The 14,691-nt window shown below is 65.6% G+C and carries 16 protein-coding genes; 9 read left to right on the top strand and 7 right to left on the bottom strand.

The genetic code is table 11. The features are described from left to right. The first annotated feature begins 69 nt into the window (after positions 1-69). Together GGC64_RS13625 and metH are read left to right on the top strand one after the other, a co-directional pair. The gene (locus GGC64_RS13625) at positions 70-228 is read left to right on the top strand and encodes a hypothetical protein (RefSeq protein WP_192723040.1); all 159 of its coding nucleotides are present in this window, start codon (positions 70-72) and stop codon (positions 226-228) included. Positions 229-505: 277 nt separating this feature from the next. Beyond that, entirely contained in the window at positions 506-4,168 is a 3,663-nt protein-coding gene (gene metH, locus GGC64_RS13620; RefSeq protein ID WP_255528901.1) for a methionine synthase, read from the top strand. Between the two features lie 10 nt (positions 4,169-4,178). Here the strand turns inward: metH and GGC64_RS13615 are convergent, their stop codons facing one another. After that, on the bottom strand, positions 4,179-4,982 hold the full coding sequence (locus tag GGC64_RS13615) for an NmrA family NAD(P)-binding protein (protein WP_192723038.1): 804 nt from the start codon (positions 4,980-4,982) through the stop codon (positions 4,179-4,181). Positions 4,983-5,021: 39 nt separating this feature from the next. On the opposite strand from GGC64_RS13615, the gene GGC64_RS13610 reads away from it, so the two are divergent. The 6 genes from GGC64_RS13610 to GGC64_RS13585 all read left to right on the top strand — a co-directional run bounded on the left by GGC64_RS13610 (position 5,022) and on the right by GGC64_RS13585 (position 10,345). Next, a complete protein-coding gene (locus tag GGC64_RS13610) occupies positions 5,022-5,702 on the top strand; it encodes an HAD family phosphatase (RefSeq protein WP_192723037.1) in 681 nt (226 codons plus the stop codon). Between the two features lie 58 nt (positions 5,703-5,760). Further along, entirely contained in the window at positions 5,761-7,224 is a 1,464-nt protein-coding gene (locus tag GGC64_RS13605) for a sugar porter family MFS transporter (RefSeq protein WP_192723036.1), read from the top strand. A 39-nt stretch (positions 7,225-7,263) separates the two neighbouring features. Beyond that, positions 7,264-7,545 carry a phosphoribosyl-ATP diphosphatase gene (locus GGC64_RS13600; protein WP_192723035.1) on the top strand — a complete coding sequence of 94 codons (282 nt, stop codon included), beginning with the start codon at positions 7,264-7,266 and terminating at the stop codon, positions 7,543-7,545. Beyond that, positions 7,542-8,408 (top strand): ATP phosphoribosyltransferase, encoded by an 867-nt coding sequence (hisG, locus tag GGC64_RS13595; protein WP_192723034.1) that lies wholly within the window; start codon positions 7,542-7,544, stop codon positions 8,406-8,408. The genes GGC64_RS13600 and hisG overlap by 4 nt, the downstream gene beginning before the upstream one ends. Positions 8,409-8,476: 68 nt before the next feature. Further along, positions 8,477-8,968, top strand: coding sequence for a DUF4126 family protein (locus GGC64_RS13590; protein WP_192723033.1), 492 nt, complete (start codon positions 8,477-8,479; stop codon positions 8,966-8,968). Positions 8,969-8,974: 6 nt separating this feature from the next. Next, positions 8,975-10,345: an FAD-containing oxidoreductase gene (locus GGC64_RS13585; RefSeq protein WP_192723032.1), complete on the top strand. Its 1,371-nt coding sequence runs from the start codon at positions 8,975-8,977 to the stop codon at positions 10,343-10,345. Here GGC64_RS13585 and GGC64_RS13580 read toward each other — a convergent pair. From GGC64_RS13580 to GGC64_RS13560, 5 genes are read right to left on the bottom strand one after another with little or no spacing between them, the layout of a single operon-like run. Further along, the gene (locus tag GGC64_RS13580) at positions 10,296-10,943 is read right to left on the bottom strand and encodes a flavodoxin family protein (RefSeq protein ID WP_192723031.1); all 648 of its coding nucleotides are present in this window, start codon (positions 10,941-10,943) and stop codon (positions 10,296-10,298) included. The genes GGC64_RS13585 and GGC64_RS13580 overlap by 50 nt on opposite strands. A 1-nt stretch (position 10,944) precedes the next feature. After that, complete coding sequence (locus tag GGC64_RS13575) at positions 10,945-11,442, bottom strand: SRPBCC family protein (RefSeq protein ID WP_192723030.1); 498 nt, start codon at positions 11,440-11,442, stop codon at positions 10,945-10,947. Then, entirely contained in the window at positions 11,439-11,756 is a 318-nt protein-coding gene (locus GGC64_RS13570) for a helix-turn-helix transcriptional regulator (protein ID WP_192723029.1), read from the bottom strand. Before GGC64_RS13570 ends, GGC64_RS13575 begins: the two co-directional genes overlap by 4 nt. A gap of 48 nt (positions 11,757-11,804) precedes the next feature. Then, positions 11,805-12,599, bottom strand: coding sequence for a thioesterase family protein (locus GGC64_RS13565; protein ID WP_192723028.1), 795 nt, complete (start codon positions 12,597-12,599; stop codon positions 11,805-11,807). Then, on the bottom strand, positions 12,596-13,474 hold the full coding sequence (locus tag GGC64_RS13560; protein WP_192723027.1) for a RecB family exonuclease: 879 nt from the start codon (positions 13,472-13,474) through the stop codon (positions 12,596-12,598). Before GGC64_RS13560 ends, GGC64_RS13565 begins: the two co-directional genes overlap by 4 nt. A 74-nt stretch (positions 13,475-13,548) precedes the next feature. Between GGC64_RS13560 and GGC64_RS13555 the strand changes: the two genes are divergently transcribed. Next, positions 13,549-14,388 (top strand): tRNA (adenine-N1)-methyltransferase, encoded by an 840-nt coding sequence (locus tag GGC64_RS13555; RefSeq protein ID WP_192723026.1) that lies wholly within the window; start codon positions 13,549-13,551, stop codon positions 14,386-14,388. Here GGC64_RS13555 and GGC64_RS13550 read toward each other — a convergent pair. Next, positions 14,385-14,681 carry a DUF503 family protein gene (locus GGC64_RS13550; protein ID WP_192723025.1) on the bottom strand — a complete coding sequence of 99 codons (297 nt, stop codon included), beginning with the start codon at positions 14,679-14,681 and terminating at the stop codon, positions 14,385-14,387. The two genes, GGC64_RS13555 and GGC64_RS13550, sit on opposite strands and share 4 nt — an antisense overlap. Positions 14,682-14,691 lie beyond the last annotated feature (10 nt).

Genomic DNA, 14,691 nt, shown 5'->3' with positions numbered 1-14,691 from the left:
CGTGCGGGTGAGGGGCATCGGCGCGCTCGCGCGACGAAGTGATTTGCATAGAACTACTACCCTGTATCTGTGGCTGATGTGACCAAGCGGGCCTGCGACACCCATTTGCTCGACACGCTGTCGACGCGAGTGATGGTGGGCAAGGGCGCGATGAGCCGCCGGCTGCAGGCGACGGACCTCTCGCACGACTCCGCAGAGACGAAATACGTTCGGCTGCAATCTGGTTGACCTTGGTTACCGCGACATCGCCGACTGGTTCCGCGAGCTGTGGCTCGGGGGCGACAAACCCGGCGTCCACACGTCTGTCGGGCGACGACGTAGACTTTCACCGTCGAGAGGCGTTGCAACGGATCCCGGTCCCTGCCGGTATCCGCCACGCTCGGCAGAGTCAAGGACGCCTTCCGTTAAGGAAGGAACGCACGTGACCGCCGTCGAGACAAACTTCGAGCCGAACATCCGTCCCGACCGCACCGACGAACTGTCGGCTGCTCTGCGCCAGCGGATCATGGTGATCGACGGCGCGATGGGCACGGCGATCCAGCGGGACCGGCCGGACGAGGCGGGCTACCGCGGGGAGCGGTTCAAGGACTGGCCGAGCCCGCTTCAGGGCAACAACGACCTGCTGACGCTGACGCAGCCGCAGATCATCGAGGGAATCCACCGCGAGTACCTCGAGGCGGGCGCCGACATCCTGGAAACCAATACGTTCAACGCGAACGCGGTGTCGCTCTCCGACTACGACATGGCGGAGTTGAGCTACGAACTCAACTACGCCGGGGCCGCGCTGGCCCGCAAGGCCGTCGACGACTTCAGCACCCCGGAGAAGCCCCGCTACGTCGCGGGCGCGCTCGGGCCGACAACGCGGACCGCGTCCATCTCGCCTGACGTCAACGACCCCGGAGCCCGCAACGTCTCCTACGACCAGTTGGCAGCCGCGTACCTGGAGGCCGCCAACGGCCTGATCGACGGCGGCGCCGACATCCTCATCGTCGAAACGATCTTCGACACGCTGAACGCCAAGGCCGCGGTGTTCGCCATCGAGACACTGTTCGAGGAGCGCGGACGCCGGTGGCCGGTGATCGTCTCGGGCACCATCACCGATGCGTCAGGCCGGACATTGTCCGGTCAGGTCACCGAAGCGTTCTGGAATTCGATCAGGCACGCCAAGCCGCTCGCGGTGGGCCTCAACTGCGCACTGGGCGCGCCGGAGATGCGGCCGTACATCGCCGAGATGTCGCGGATCGCAGACACTTTCGTCTCCTGCTACCCGAACGCTGGCCTACCCAACGCTTTCGGTGAGTACGACGAGTCCCCGAAGCGCCAGGCCGGTTACGTCGCCGACTTCGCCGAGGCGGGCTTCGTCAACCTGGTCGGCGGCTGCTGCGGAACGACGCCGGCGCACATCGCCGAGATCGCCAAGGCTGTCGAGGGCAAGCCGCCGCGCGAGGTGCCGCAGATTCCGGTTGCCACCCGGCTCGCGGGCCTCGAGCCGCTCAACATCACCGAGGATTCCCTGTTCGTCAACATCGGTGAGCGCACCAACATCACCGGCTCCGCCCGGTTCCGCAACCTGATCAAGGCCGAGGACTACGACACCGCCCTTTCGGTGGCCCTGCAGCAGGTGGAGGTCGGTGCGCAGGTCATCGACATCAACATGGACGAGGGCATGATCGACGGCGTCGCCGCGATGGACCGGTTCACCAAGCTGATCGCCGCCGAACCGGACATCAGCCGGGTGCCGGTGATGATCGACTCCTCCAAGTGGGAGGTCATCGAGGCGGGCCTGAAGAACGTGCAGGGCAAGCCGATCGTCAACTCGATCTCCATGAAGGAGGGCGAGGAGAAGTTCATCCGCGAGGCACGGCTGTGCCGCAAGTACGGCGCCGCCGTCGTCGTGATGGCCTTCGACGAGCAGGGGCAGGCCGACAACCTGGAGCGCCGCAAGCAGATCTGCGGTCGCGCCTACCGGATCCTGACCGAAGAGGTCGGCTTCCCGGCCGAGGACATCATCTTCGACCCGAACTGCTTCGCGCTGGCGACCGGTATCGAGGAGCACGCGACGTACGGCATCGACTTCATCGACGCCTGCGCCTGGATCAAGGAAAACCTGCCCGGGGTGCACATCTCCGGCGGTATCTCCAACGTGTCGTTCTCGTTCCGCGGCAACAATCCCGTCCGCGAGGCCATCCACGCGGTGTTCCTGTTCCACGCCATCAAGGCCGGCCTGGACATGGGCATTGTCAACGCCGGTGCGCTGGTGCCCTACGACTCGATCGACCCCGAATTGCGCGACCGCATCGAGGACGTCGTGCTGAACCGCCGCGAGGACGCGGCCGAGCGGCTGCTGGAGATCGCCGAACGGTACAACAAGTCGGAGAAAACCGAGGATCCTGCCGCGGCCGAGTGGCGCAGCCTGCCGGTCCGCGAGCGGATCACGCATGCGTTGGTGAAGGGCATCGACGCCCATGTCGATGACGACACCGAGGAGTTGCGGGCCGAGATCGCCGCGGCAGGCGGTCGCCCGATCGAGGTGATCGAGGGTCCGCTGATGGACGGCATGAACGTCGTCGGTGACCTGTTCGGCTCGGGCAAGATGTTCCTGCCTCAGGTGGTGAAGTCGGCCCGGGTGATGAAGAAGGCCGTTGCGTACCTGCTGCCGTACATCGAGGCGGAGAAGGTCGAGTCGGGCACCGAGGGCACCAAGGACACCAACGGCACCATCATCATGGCGACCGTCAAGGGCGACGTCCACGACATCGGTAAGAACATCGTCGGGGTTGTGTTGCAGTGCAACAACTTCGAGGTGATCGACCTCGGTGTGATGGTGCCAGCCCAGAAGATACTGGACGCGGCCAAGGAGCACGACGCCGACATCATCGGGCTGTCCGGCCTGATCACCCCCTCGCTGGACGAGATGGTCAACTTCGCCGTCGAGATGGAACGCCAGGGCCTCGAGATCCCGCTGCTGATCGGTGGCGCGACCACCTCGCGCGCGCACACGGCCGTGAAGGTGGCGCCGCGCCGCAGCGGCCCGGTGGTCTGGGTCAAGGATGCATCACGTTCGGTGCCGGTCGCGGCCGCGCTGCTCGACGACAGGCAGCGGCCGGCGCTGCTGGAGGCGACCGAGAAGGACTACGCCTCTTTGCGCGAACGGCACGCCCAGAAGAACGAGCGGCCGATGCTGACGCTGGAGAAGGCCAGGGCCAACCGGACGCCGATCGACTGGGACGGCTACACGCCGCCGGTGCCCGCGCAAGGTACGGGAGTACGAGAATTTCTCGACTACGACATCGCCGAACTGCGCGAGTACATCGACTGGCAGCCGTTCTTCAACGCCTGGGAGATGAAGGGCCGCTTCCCCGACATCCTCAACAACCCCGCATCGGGTGAGGCCGCGCGCAAGCTGTACGACGAAGCGCAGGAGATGCTCGACACCCTGATCAAAGAGAAGTGGCTGACCGCCAACGGGGTGATCGGGTTCTTCCCCGCGAACGCGGTCGGCGACGACATCGAGGTCTACACCGACGACAGCCGTACCGAGGTGCTGACCACGTTGCGCAACCTGCGCCAGCAGGGCGAGCATCGGGACGGCATCCCGAACCGGTCACTGGGAGACTTCATCGCCCCCAGGGAAACGGGCCTTCAGGACTACGTCGGCGCCTTCGCCGTCACCGCGGGGTTGGGCAGCGGTGACAAGATCGCCGAGTTCAAGGCGGCCAACGACGACTACAGCGCGATTCTGCTGGAGTCGATCGCCGACCGACTGGCCGAGGCGTTCGCCGAACGGATGCACGAACGGGTCCGCAAGGAGTTCTGGGGTTATCAGCCCGACGAGCATCTGGACAACGAGGCGCTGATCGGTGAGAAATATGTCGGCATCCGCCCTGCACCCGGCTACCCGGCCTGCCCGGAGCACACCGAGAAGGCGACGCTCTGGGAGCTGATGGACGTCCAGAAGCGGACCGGCATCGAGCTGACCGAGTCGATGGCGATGTGGCCAGGGGCTGCCGTCAGCGGCTGGTACTTCTCACACCCGCAGTCGCAGTACTTCGTGGTCGGCCGGATCGCCCAGGACCAGGTGGCCGACTATGCGAGGCGCAAGGGGTGGACTCTGGCCGAAGCCGAGCGCTGGCTCGCCCCGAATCTCGGTTACAACCCGGAGGACTGAGCACCCGCAGTCACCGAAACAGCTCGGCGTTTTGCGCCGCCCACTGGGCGACCGACTGGGCGGGCGCGCCGGTCAGTTCGGCGACCAAGTCGTTGGCCCGCTGGGGATGGTCCACGGCGTCCGCGATTTGGTCGAGGTACCACGCGGCATTCGGGCCGAGGGCGCCCTGAAAGGCCGCTTCGGCTTCGGCCCTGTCGCACTGCTGATAGGTGACCGGTGCACCGATGCCTATGCCGATCTGTTCGGCGATCTGCGCACGGGTCAACGCCTCAGGCCCGGTGATGGGATACATCTTGCCGAAGTGGGCCTCATCGGGTTTGGCCAACAATGCGGCCGCCACCCTGGCGATGTCGTCCATCGAGATGGGCGCTTCCACAGCCGTGGGGTAGGGCTCGCGAACCGTGCGCGTCGCCTTGATCTGCGCGGCCCAGATGCCGAAGTTGTCCAGAAACTCGCCGGGGCCGAGTTGGGTGTTGACCAGTCCCGAGTTGGCCACCGCGTCGGCGTGCGCCTGCCAGTGCGCTTCTCCCGATAACGCCACGACGTACTGCACGCCTGCCTTTTTGGCCAATGCGAGCGTGACGTCCAGCGTTTCGGGCAGCGGAGCCAGGTACATACGCTCGACGCCTTCGAACGCGGCCGGTAACGAGTCTGGATCGCCGAGGTATCCGGTGACTGCCGTAACGCCTTCGGGCAGGTTCGCCTTCGCGGGGTTCTTCGTCAAAGCACGGATGTCGTTGGCGCCCAGGTCGATCAGATGATCGACAGTGCGTCGGCCGATGTTTCCTGTGGCGCCGGTCACGAGAATGGTCATGATTTCACCCTAGGCACGACCTCTGACAGAATCGGGGGCATGCAAGCGGTGCTGTTCGACATGGATGGCACCCTCGTCGACTCGGAAAAGCTCTGGGACATTTCGCTGGCTGCGCTGTACGACCATCTCGGTGGCACGCTGTCCCACGAAGTGCGCACGTCGATGGTCGGCGGTTCGGCCGAAGACACGATGCAGACCGTGTACGCCGACCTCGGCCTGGAACCTGATCCGGTTGCGGTGACGGACTCCATCCGCTGGCTGCACGACTACACGGCGGACCTGTTCGACCACGGCCTGCCCTGGTGTGACGGCGCGCAGGAGTTATTGGAATCGCTTGCCGCAGAAGAAGTCCCGATGGCGCTGGTTACCAACACTGCGCGGGCACTCACCGACAGGGCGTTGAACAGCATTGGCCGCCACTACTTTTCGGCGACTGTGTGCGCCGACGAGGTGCCACAGGGCAAACCCGCGCCCGATCTCTACCTACGGGCAGCAGAATTGCTGGACCTGCCGCCCGATCTGTGCCTGGCCATCGAGGACTCGGTGACCGGGACCGCGGCCGCCGAGGGCGCAGGCTGTCCGGTTTTGGTGGTGCCCAACGACGTAGCTGTGCCCACCGGTCCACGTCGCCGCCACGTTCGCTCGCTTGCCGGAATCGATGTAGCCGATCTGCGGCGCGTGCATGCAGAACTCGTACAGTTCGGGGAACGCACCGCCTGACATGGGCGTAAGTGATTGAATGTGATTCTCGTCACGCAATGCTGCGGAAGGGCGTCACATGACTCACGGGCCCGTTGGTGATTCTGCATCCGGCTTGGACTACGAAGAATCCGAACACAGCGGCCGGGTGGTGTTGATCGCTTCCGTCGCCGCTCTGGGCGGCTTTCTGTTCGGCTATGACAGCGCGGTGATCAACGGTGCGGTCTCGTCCATTCAAGAGGACTTCGGCATCGGCAACACCACCCTCGGCTTCGCGGTCGCCTCGGCTCTGCTGGGCGCCGCGCTCGGCGCTGTCACCGCGGGCCGGCTCGCCGACCGGATCGGGCGGTTGTCCGTCATGAAGATCGCTGCCGTCCTGTTCATGATCAGTGCGATCGGCACGGGTCTTGCGCCCAACGTGTGGCTGGTGGTGATCTTCCGCGTCGTCGGCGGCATCGGGGTTGGAGTCGCGTCGGTCATCGCCCCCGCCTACATCGCCGAGACCTCACCGCCACGCATCCGTGGTCGGCTCGGCTCGCTGCAGCAGTTGGCGATCGTGACCGGAATCTTCCTATCGCTGGCGGTGGACTATCTGCTGGCCCACCTCGCCGGAGGATCGCGGGAGGAGTTGTGGCTGGGGTTGGAGGCGTGGCGCTGGATGTTCCTCGTGATGGTGGTGCCTGCCGTTCTGTACGGCGGACTGGCCTTCACGATTCCCGAGTCGCCGCGTTATCTCGTTGCAAAATTCCGGATTCCGGAAGCCCGCCGAGTGCTCACGATGTTGCTGGGCGAGAAGAACCTGGAGCTCACGATCACTCGCATCCAGGAGTCGTTGAAGTCCGAGAAGCCGCCGTCGTGGCGCGATCTGCGCAAGCCGACCGGCGGCCTGTACGGAATCGTGTGGGTCGGTGTCGGACTCTCGGTCTTCCAACAGTTCGTCGGCATCAACGTGATCTTCTACTACTCCAACGTGCTGTGGGAGGCGGTCGGTTTCAAGGAGAGCTCGTCGTTCACGATCACTGTGATCACGTCGATCACCAACATCTTGACCACGCTGATCGCGATCGCGCTGATCGACAAGGTCGGGCGCAAACCGCTGCTCCTGGTCGGCTCCAGCGGCATGGCGGTCACGTTGGCGACGATGGCGGTCGTCTTTCAGACAGCCGAGATCATCGACGGGAAGCCTCACCTCGGCCCTGTTGCCGGTCCGATCGCGCTCGTCGCCGCCAACTTGTTCGTGGTGGCCTTCGGGATGTCGTGGGGCCCCGTGGTGTGGGTGCTGCTGGGTGAAATGTTCCCCAACCGCATCCGGGGTGCCGCCCTTGGGCTGGCCGCTGCCGGGCAATGGGCGGCCAACTGGGTGATCACGGTGACCTTCCCGGGGCTGCGCAACGTGCTCGGATTGGCGTACGGGTTCTATGCGTTGTGCGCGGTGCTGTCGTTCATCTTCGTTTGGCGGTGGGTCGCAGAAACCAAGGGCAAACACCTCGAAGACATGCAACGCGACGCGGTGCATCACGACGCGCACCCGGCGAAGACATGACACTTCTCGGTTAACCCGCGTGACCGCTGCGAACAGCACGTGGAACAATCGCGTGCCGTGAAGACCTTCGACGCCCTGTTCGCCGAACTGACGGAGCGGGCGCGCACTCGCCCCCAGGGCAGCGGCACCGTCGCCGCGCTCGACGGCGGCGTGCACGGGCTCGGCAAGAAGATTCTCGAAGAGGCCGGCGAGGTGTGGCTGGCCGCCGAACACGAGGGTGACGAAGCCCTGGCCGACGAGATCAGCCAGTTGCTGTACTGGACGCAGGTGCTGATGATCTCACGCGGACTGACCCTCGACGACGTGTACGCCAAGCTATGAACGGAAACGCAAACCTGCGGGTCGCCGTGCCCAACAAGGGCACGCTTTCCGACCCGGCCGCCGAGATTCTGTCCGAAGCGGGCTACCGGCGGCGCACCGATCCCAAGGACCTGACCGTCATCGACCCGGTCAACAATGTCGAATTCTTCTTCCTGCGCCCCAAGGACATTGCGATCTACGTCGGCTCGGGCCAACTCGACCTCGGCATCACCGGTCGCGATCTGGCCCAGGAATCCGACGCGCCTGTTCGCGAGCGGCTGGCGCTCGGCTTCGGATCGTCTACCTTCCGCTACGCCGCGCCCGCAGGGCACCCGTGGCGCATCGAGGAGCTCGCTGGCAAGCGCATTGCCACGGCTTTCCCCCATCTGGTGCGAAAAGACTTGGCGCAGCGGGGGATTGAAGCAACCGTGATACGGCTCGATGGCGCCGTGGAAATTTCGGTGCAGCTCGGAGTCGCGGATGCGATCGCCGATGTGGTTGGTTCGGGCCGGACGCTCGGGCTGCATGACCTCGTCGCGTTCGGGGAACCGCTGTGTGATTCGGAGGCGGTCCTCATCGAGAGCGAGACGCCGAGCGAAGAGAATGCCGCGGCCCGAGAACAGTTGGCGGGGCGGGTGCAAGGCGTGGTGTTCGGGCAGCAGTACTTGATGCTCGACTACGACTGTCCGCGCAGCGTGCTCGACGCTGCCACCGCGGTGACACCGGGACTCGAATCGCCAACCATCGCCCCACTTGCCGATCCGGAGTGGGTAGCCGTGCGGGCACTGGTTCCGCGCCGAGATGTCAACGCGATCATGGACGAACTCGCGGCGATCGGTGCCAAGGCGATTCTGGCCTCTGACATCCGGTTCTGCCGCTTCTGATTCGGCGGGATCATTCGCGGGGTGCGTGTTAGCGTCCGGGTGTCCTTTTCGCGGCTCCGGAGGTTGCCATGACGCAGGTCGTCGTTATCGTGCTCGCGGTGCTGATCGGCGTGATCGCCGGTCTGCGCGCGCTGACCGCCCCTGCGGTGGTCGCGTGGGGTGCGTTTCTCGGCTGGATCGACGTCGACGGCAAATGGTCGGAATGGGTCGCCCATCCGATCACCGTCACCGTGCTGACCATCTTCCTGCTCGTCGAGCTCGTCACCGACCAGTTGCCGAAGACGCCGAGCCGCAGGACCCCGCCGCAGTTCACCACGCGACTCATCACAGGGGCTTTCGCGGGCGCGGTCATCGGCAGCGTGTCCCACCACACCTTCATCGGCATGGGTGCCGGAATCATCGGCGCTGTCCTCGGCACCCTTGGCGGTGCTGAAGGCCGCAGCCGCTTGGTGGCCGCCAACGGTGGCAAGGACCGGCCCGTCGCGATCGGAGAAGACGTGATCGCTGTCGGCGGCGGCTTCCTCATCGCGTTCCTCGTCAGCTTCGCTCCGCTCGTCTAGCCGGCTATGCCAGAGAAATTCGACGCGATCATCGTCGGCGCCGGCCAGGCCGGACCGCCGCTGGCCGGCAGACTGACAGAAGCCGGACAGACCGTCGCGGTGATCGAACGCAAGCTGGTCGGCGGCACCTGCGTCAACACCGGTTGCATCCCGACCAAGACGCTGGTCGCAAGTGCGCACGCCGCGCACCTGTCGCGCCGCGGAGCCGAATACGGCGTCGGCACAGGCGAAATCACCGTCGACATGGCGAAGGTGAAGGCTCGTAAGGACAAGATCATGCTCGACGACCGAAGTGGCGTCGAGTCATGGCTCGAAGGCATGAAGGGGTGCACGCTGATCCGCGGGCACGCCCGCTTCGAGGGGCCGCACACCATCAGCGTCGACGGCCGCGTGCTGGAAGCCGACAGGATCTTCCTCAACGTCGGTGGTCGTGCGGTGGCGCCCGACATGCCCGGGCTTTCCGAGATCGACTACATGACGAATGTCGGCATCCTCGAACTGGATACCGTGCCGGAGCATTTGGTGGTGATCGGCGGCAGTTACATCGCGCTGGAGTTCGCGCAGATGTACCGGCGCTTCGGTGCGCGTGTCACCGTGATCGAGAAGGGTCCGCGGCTGACGTCACGGGAGGACGAGGACGTCTCGGCCACCGTGAAGGAGATCCTGCAGGCCGAAGGCATCGACGTCGTGGTGAATGCCAGCGCGATCCGATTCGCCAAGCGCAACAGCGGGTTTCAGGTGACGCCTGCCGACGGCGCCGAGCCGATCACCGGCACGCACCTGCTGGTGGCCGTCGGACGCCAGCCCAATACCGACGACCTCGGATTGGAGCAGGCGGGCGTCGAGACCGACGCTCGCGGCTACATCGTCGTCGACGATCAGTTGCGGACCAATGTCGAGCACATCTGGGCGATGGGTGACTGCAACGGTCGCGGGGCCTTCACCCATACGTCGTACAACGACTTCGAGATCGTCGCGGCCAACCTGCTCGACGATGACCCGCGACGGGTGAGCGACCGCGTCACCACCTACGCGCTGTACATCGACCCGCCGCTTGGCCGAGCGGGCATGACCGTCGACGAGGTGCGCAAGTCCGGCCGAAAAGCGTTGGTGGGCAAGCGACCGATGACACGCGTCGGGCGAGCAGTGGAGAAGGGGGAGACCCAGGGCTTCATGAAGGTCGTCGTCGACGCCGAGACCGAAGAGATCCTCGGCGCCGCAATCCTCGGCGTCGGCGGCGACGAGGTCATCCACGCGATCCTCGACATCATGACCGCGAAGAAGCCCTACACCGCGATTTCCCGCACGATGCACATCCACCCGACGGTCAGTGAATTGGTGCCGACGATGCTGCAGGAGATGACACCGCTGGAGTAGCGGAGCGGCCCACCATTACCTGCCGGGTCACGACGGCGACGCGCCAGCCGAGATGGCGGCACGTCTGCACATCCGAAGGGTGTACCTGGTCTACGTTGGCGTCGACGTCGGTCTGCGCGCCGGCCCCGAGCCAGAAGCCGAGGCGGTTGAGGTCGTTTTCGCTGCCCGCGGCACTGTTCCAGCCGGCGCCCAAACCGAGGCTGACCCAATGCATGTGGTGTTGCGCAGCGAAGATCGCAAGCGACACCAGCGTGTTGACTTTGTCGCCGCTCTTGGCGCCGGAGTTCGTAAACCCGCCGGCGACCTTGTCGCGCCAACTGCCGTTGAGGCAACGCCTGCCGGTCTGTTCGGCGAAGGCCTGAAAGCCTGCCGACACGTTGCCCATGTACGTCGCGCTGCCGAACACGATGCCGTCGGCGGCATCGAGGATGTCCCAGTCCTCTTCTGTCATCCGGTCGACCGCAGTCACATGGACATGGGCGCCCGCCTCACGCGCACCCTCGGCCACGGCTTCGGCGAGCACCGCGGTGTGGCCGAAGCCCGAGTGGTAGGCGATGGCGATGGTCGGGGCGGCGATGTCAGAACCATTGTGCGACATGTCAGTTCGCTTCCATTCGTTGGTTTACTTCAAGACGACGGGTGGTCCAGTCCGGCAGCTCATCGCCGGACAGGTAGGCCTCGAGCCGATCCAGGTAGGCGTGGGTGCCTCCGAAGAATCCCGATGCGTTGCGGATGCCGAGCCCGCGGTGGGTGAACCGCAGCAGCGTGCCGTCACCGTCGACGCTGAGTTCGTAGCGCACCACACCGTCTTCGACAATCGGTTGCTTCCACTCGTGTTCGAGCACGTGCGGCGGGTCCCACACCAGGATGCGGCCGGTCATCCGCTTGCGCTCGGGCGGTAACGGCGGACCGGTTGCGACCATGTCGATGGTTCCGCCCTCGCGGGGCTCGATCGTCGTTTCGCCGAACCATTGCTCTCGTTCGTGCGGATCGGTGATCGCCGACCACACCGCTTCGATCGGAAAGGGCAGGCGGCGTTCGAAATTCAACACCGCGTGATCGCCGTCGACGGTGAGCCGTCCGTCGCGTTCGCTCATCGTGACTCCTTGTGCTTGCGTTCGAGGTGCCGCTGCAGGGCGTCGAGATGGTCGGCCCAGTAGTGGCGATACCGGTTGATCCAGTCGTCGATGGCGACCAGCCCGTCGGCACGCAACGCGTAGATGCGCCGCTGCGCGTCCGGTCGGACCTCGACGAGGCCGACCTCACGCAACACCCGCAGGTGCCGCGAGACGGTGGGCTGGGTCAGGCCGGGCAGCGTCGCGACAAGCTCGCCGGCCGTGCGTTCACCGTCGATCAGCGCGTCGAGCAGCGCACGCCGGCTTGGCTCAGCGACCGCTTCGAAGACGTCCATGCCACGAGTATTGCACTCCGTCTATATAGATGCAAGCACATATACAAATCAGGGGCGGCGCTGCACCAGCAGTGTCTGTGCCACTGTGCCGATAAACCCTTGGCGGTCAAAGATGTCCGCAGTTGTCACACCGATCCCGTCGGGGCCGATGGAGCCGCGGCTGCGGACCGCAAAATCGCTGCCGAGCGGCAAGCGGTGAATGTGCACGGCGGTGTCGGTGTTCATGAAGACGAATTTCTCGGGGTCCAGTGCCGCGCCTGCCCCGTTGGCGCAGTCGACGACCATCGCCAGCCGCTGCAGTTCTGTCGTAGGCTCCGAATCGACAAGAGGCACAAGAGGACTGAGCCAGACCACGTGCGACTCGTCCTCGGCGGTCCGCTGAGTGCGCCAGCTCACCACGCTCAGATAGCCGCTGGTGTCCCAGTTGTGGGGCATCGGCAGCGACTCGCCTTCCACGATCGGCGGATAGCGGTCGGTCACGGCATCGGTGGTGTCGCTCGTGGCAAGCAGCCATGCGGTCACGCGCGCCACCACCCGTTCGGCGCCGTCGGGTCGCGGCGCCAACATCTCGGCCGCCATCATCGAAATGCGCGAGCCGGGACGCTCGACCCACGTCCGTGTGCGAACCGTCGTGACGGGGATGGCGCCGAGGATGTCCAGTGTCAACCGGCCGACGCGCAGCCCGGAGTCCGCGGCAAGCTCCTCGATCAATTTCGTGAGCAGCGCCAGAGGCGGTGAGCCGTGCTGGATTTCGGGATCCCAGTTGCTGCGTGTGCCGTCAGTGGATTCGAACGCTTGGAATCCACCGTCGGCAGGCAGCCGCCGATAGAGGCATTCGATCATGCAGCAGGCTCCGAGGCGTGCAGCACGGTGTCATCATCACCCTCGTCGGGTGCCTCCGGCCAACCGGGATACGGCGGGGGAGTGCCACCGAACACAGGGCACAGCGCATGATGCGCACACCAGTCACACAACCGGGACGGATTGGGCCGGAAATCGCCTGTGACACCGGCAGATTGGATGGCCCGCCAGATCGCCATCAACGTCTTTTCGAACCGCAGCAGTTCGTCGAGATCGGGGGTGTAGTCGAGCACCTGACCATCGGACAGATACAGCAGCCGCAGCCGGGCGGGCAGCACGCCGCGTGACCGCAACAGCGCAACCGCGTAGAACTTCATCTGAAACATCGCCTTGAACTCGGCAAGCGCCCGCGCCTCGGGCGGCGCCTTGCCGGTCTTGTAGTCAACGACCCGCAATTCGCCGGTGGGTGCTACGTCGATGCGGTCGACGAAGCCGCGCAGCAGCGTGCCATCCTCCAACTCGACCTCGACGCGCTGTTCGCAGCTTTGCGGGTCGAAGCGCGTGGGGTCCTCGAGGCGGTAATAACCCGACAGCAGCGCGCGCGCCTCGTCGAGCAGCTCGGCCTGTAGGGCGGGCTCGAACTCGGCCGACAACTCCGGCTGTGCCGCCACCACGCGGTCCCACGCGGGCCCGACGAGCGTCATCGCGGTGTCGCGCCCGCGCTGCTCTGCAGGCAGCCCGTACAGCTGCTCGAGCGCGGCGTGCACGACCGAACCTCGCACCTGCGCAGTCGAGGCCGGCTCCGGCAGCCGGTCGATGGCCCGGAAGCGGTACAGCAGCGGGCACTGCTTGAAGTCACTCGCCCGCGACGGGGACAACGCAGGCCGACGGACGGGCGGAACCGTCTCATCGCTCATGAGGTCAGCGTATGACCGCAGTCCGACAACCCCGAGCACCCGACTCGGCGCGTCAACTGGCAGGCTGATCAGCTATGCCAAGAACCGGACCGTTCGAAGTCGGTGATCGCGTACAGCTCACCGACGCGAAGGGCCGGCACTACACGATGCTGTTGACGCCAGGCGGCGAATTCCACACCCATCGCGGCATCATCGCGCTCGACACCGTGATCGGACTGCCGGAGGGCAGCGTGGTGAAGTCGACCAGCGGTGACCAATTCCTGGTGTTGCGCCCACTGCTCGTCGACTACGTGATGTCGATGCCCCGCGGCGCTCAGGTCGTCTACCCGAAGGACGCCGCCCAGATCGTGCACGAGGGCGACATCTTCCCAGGGGCACGGGTGCTGGAGGCCGGTGCGGGATCGGGAGCGCTGACGTGCTCGCTGCTGCGCGCCGTCGGGCCCGAGGGTCGCGTGACGTCCTACGAGGTCCGCGACGATCATGCGCAGCACGCGGTCCGCAACGTCGAGACCTTCTTCGGTGAGCGACCCGCCAACTGGGACCTCGTCACCGCCGATGTCGCCGACTACGCCGGACCCGAAGTGGACCGCGTCGTGCTCGACATGCTGGCGCCCTGGGAGGTCTTGGAGGCCGTCGGCAACGCCCTGGTGGCCGGCGGGGTGTTGATGATCTACGTCGCGACCGTCACGCAGTTGTCGCGAACGGTGGAGGCGCTGCGCGAGCAGCAGTGCTGGACGGAGCCGCGCGCCTGGGAAAGCATGCAGCGCGGTTGGCATGTCGTCGGGCTCGCGGTGCGCCCACAGCACACGATGCGCGGGCATACGGCGTTTCTGATCAACGTGCGCAAATTGGCACCGGGCGCCGTCGCGCCGATGCCGTTGCGGCGCAAGCGTCAACTGGGCGGCGGCATTTAGTCGTCGCTGCTACGTCGCAGTGCGCGACGGGTCGAAAGCAAGTCCAGCTCCGGCCGGGACGCCACCAGACGTTCGGCGGCGTCGAGCACGTCGACGACATGATGTCGATCGGCGGAAACCACCGCGATGCCGATGCTCGCGCGGCGGTGCAAGTCCTGCACGCCCGTCTCGGCGGCGGAAACCGCGAATCTGCGTTGCAGTTCCGCGATGACAGGACGGATGACAGAACGCTTCTGTTTCAGCGAGTGCACATCGCCGAGCAACAGGTCGAACTCCAGCCAGCCGATCCACACGGCGGGCCGC

Origin of the sequence: Mycobacterium sp. OAS707, assembly GCF_014873705.1 — a bacterium.
GTDB lineage: Bacteria > Actinomycetota > Actinomycetes > Mycobacteriales > Mycobacteriaceae > Mycobacterium.
This window is presented reverse-complemented; position numbering and strand designations above follow the sequence as displayed.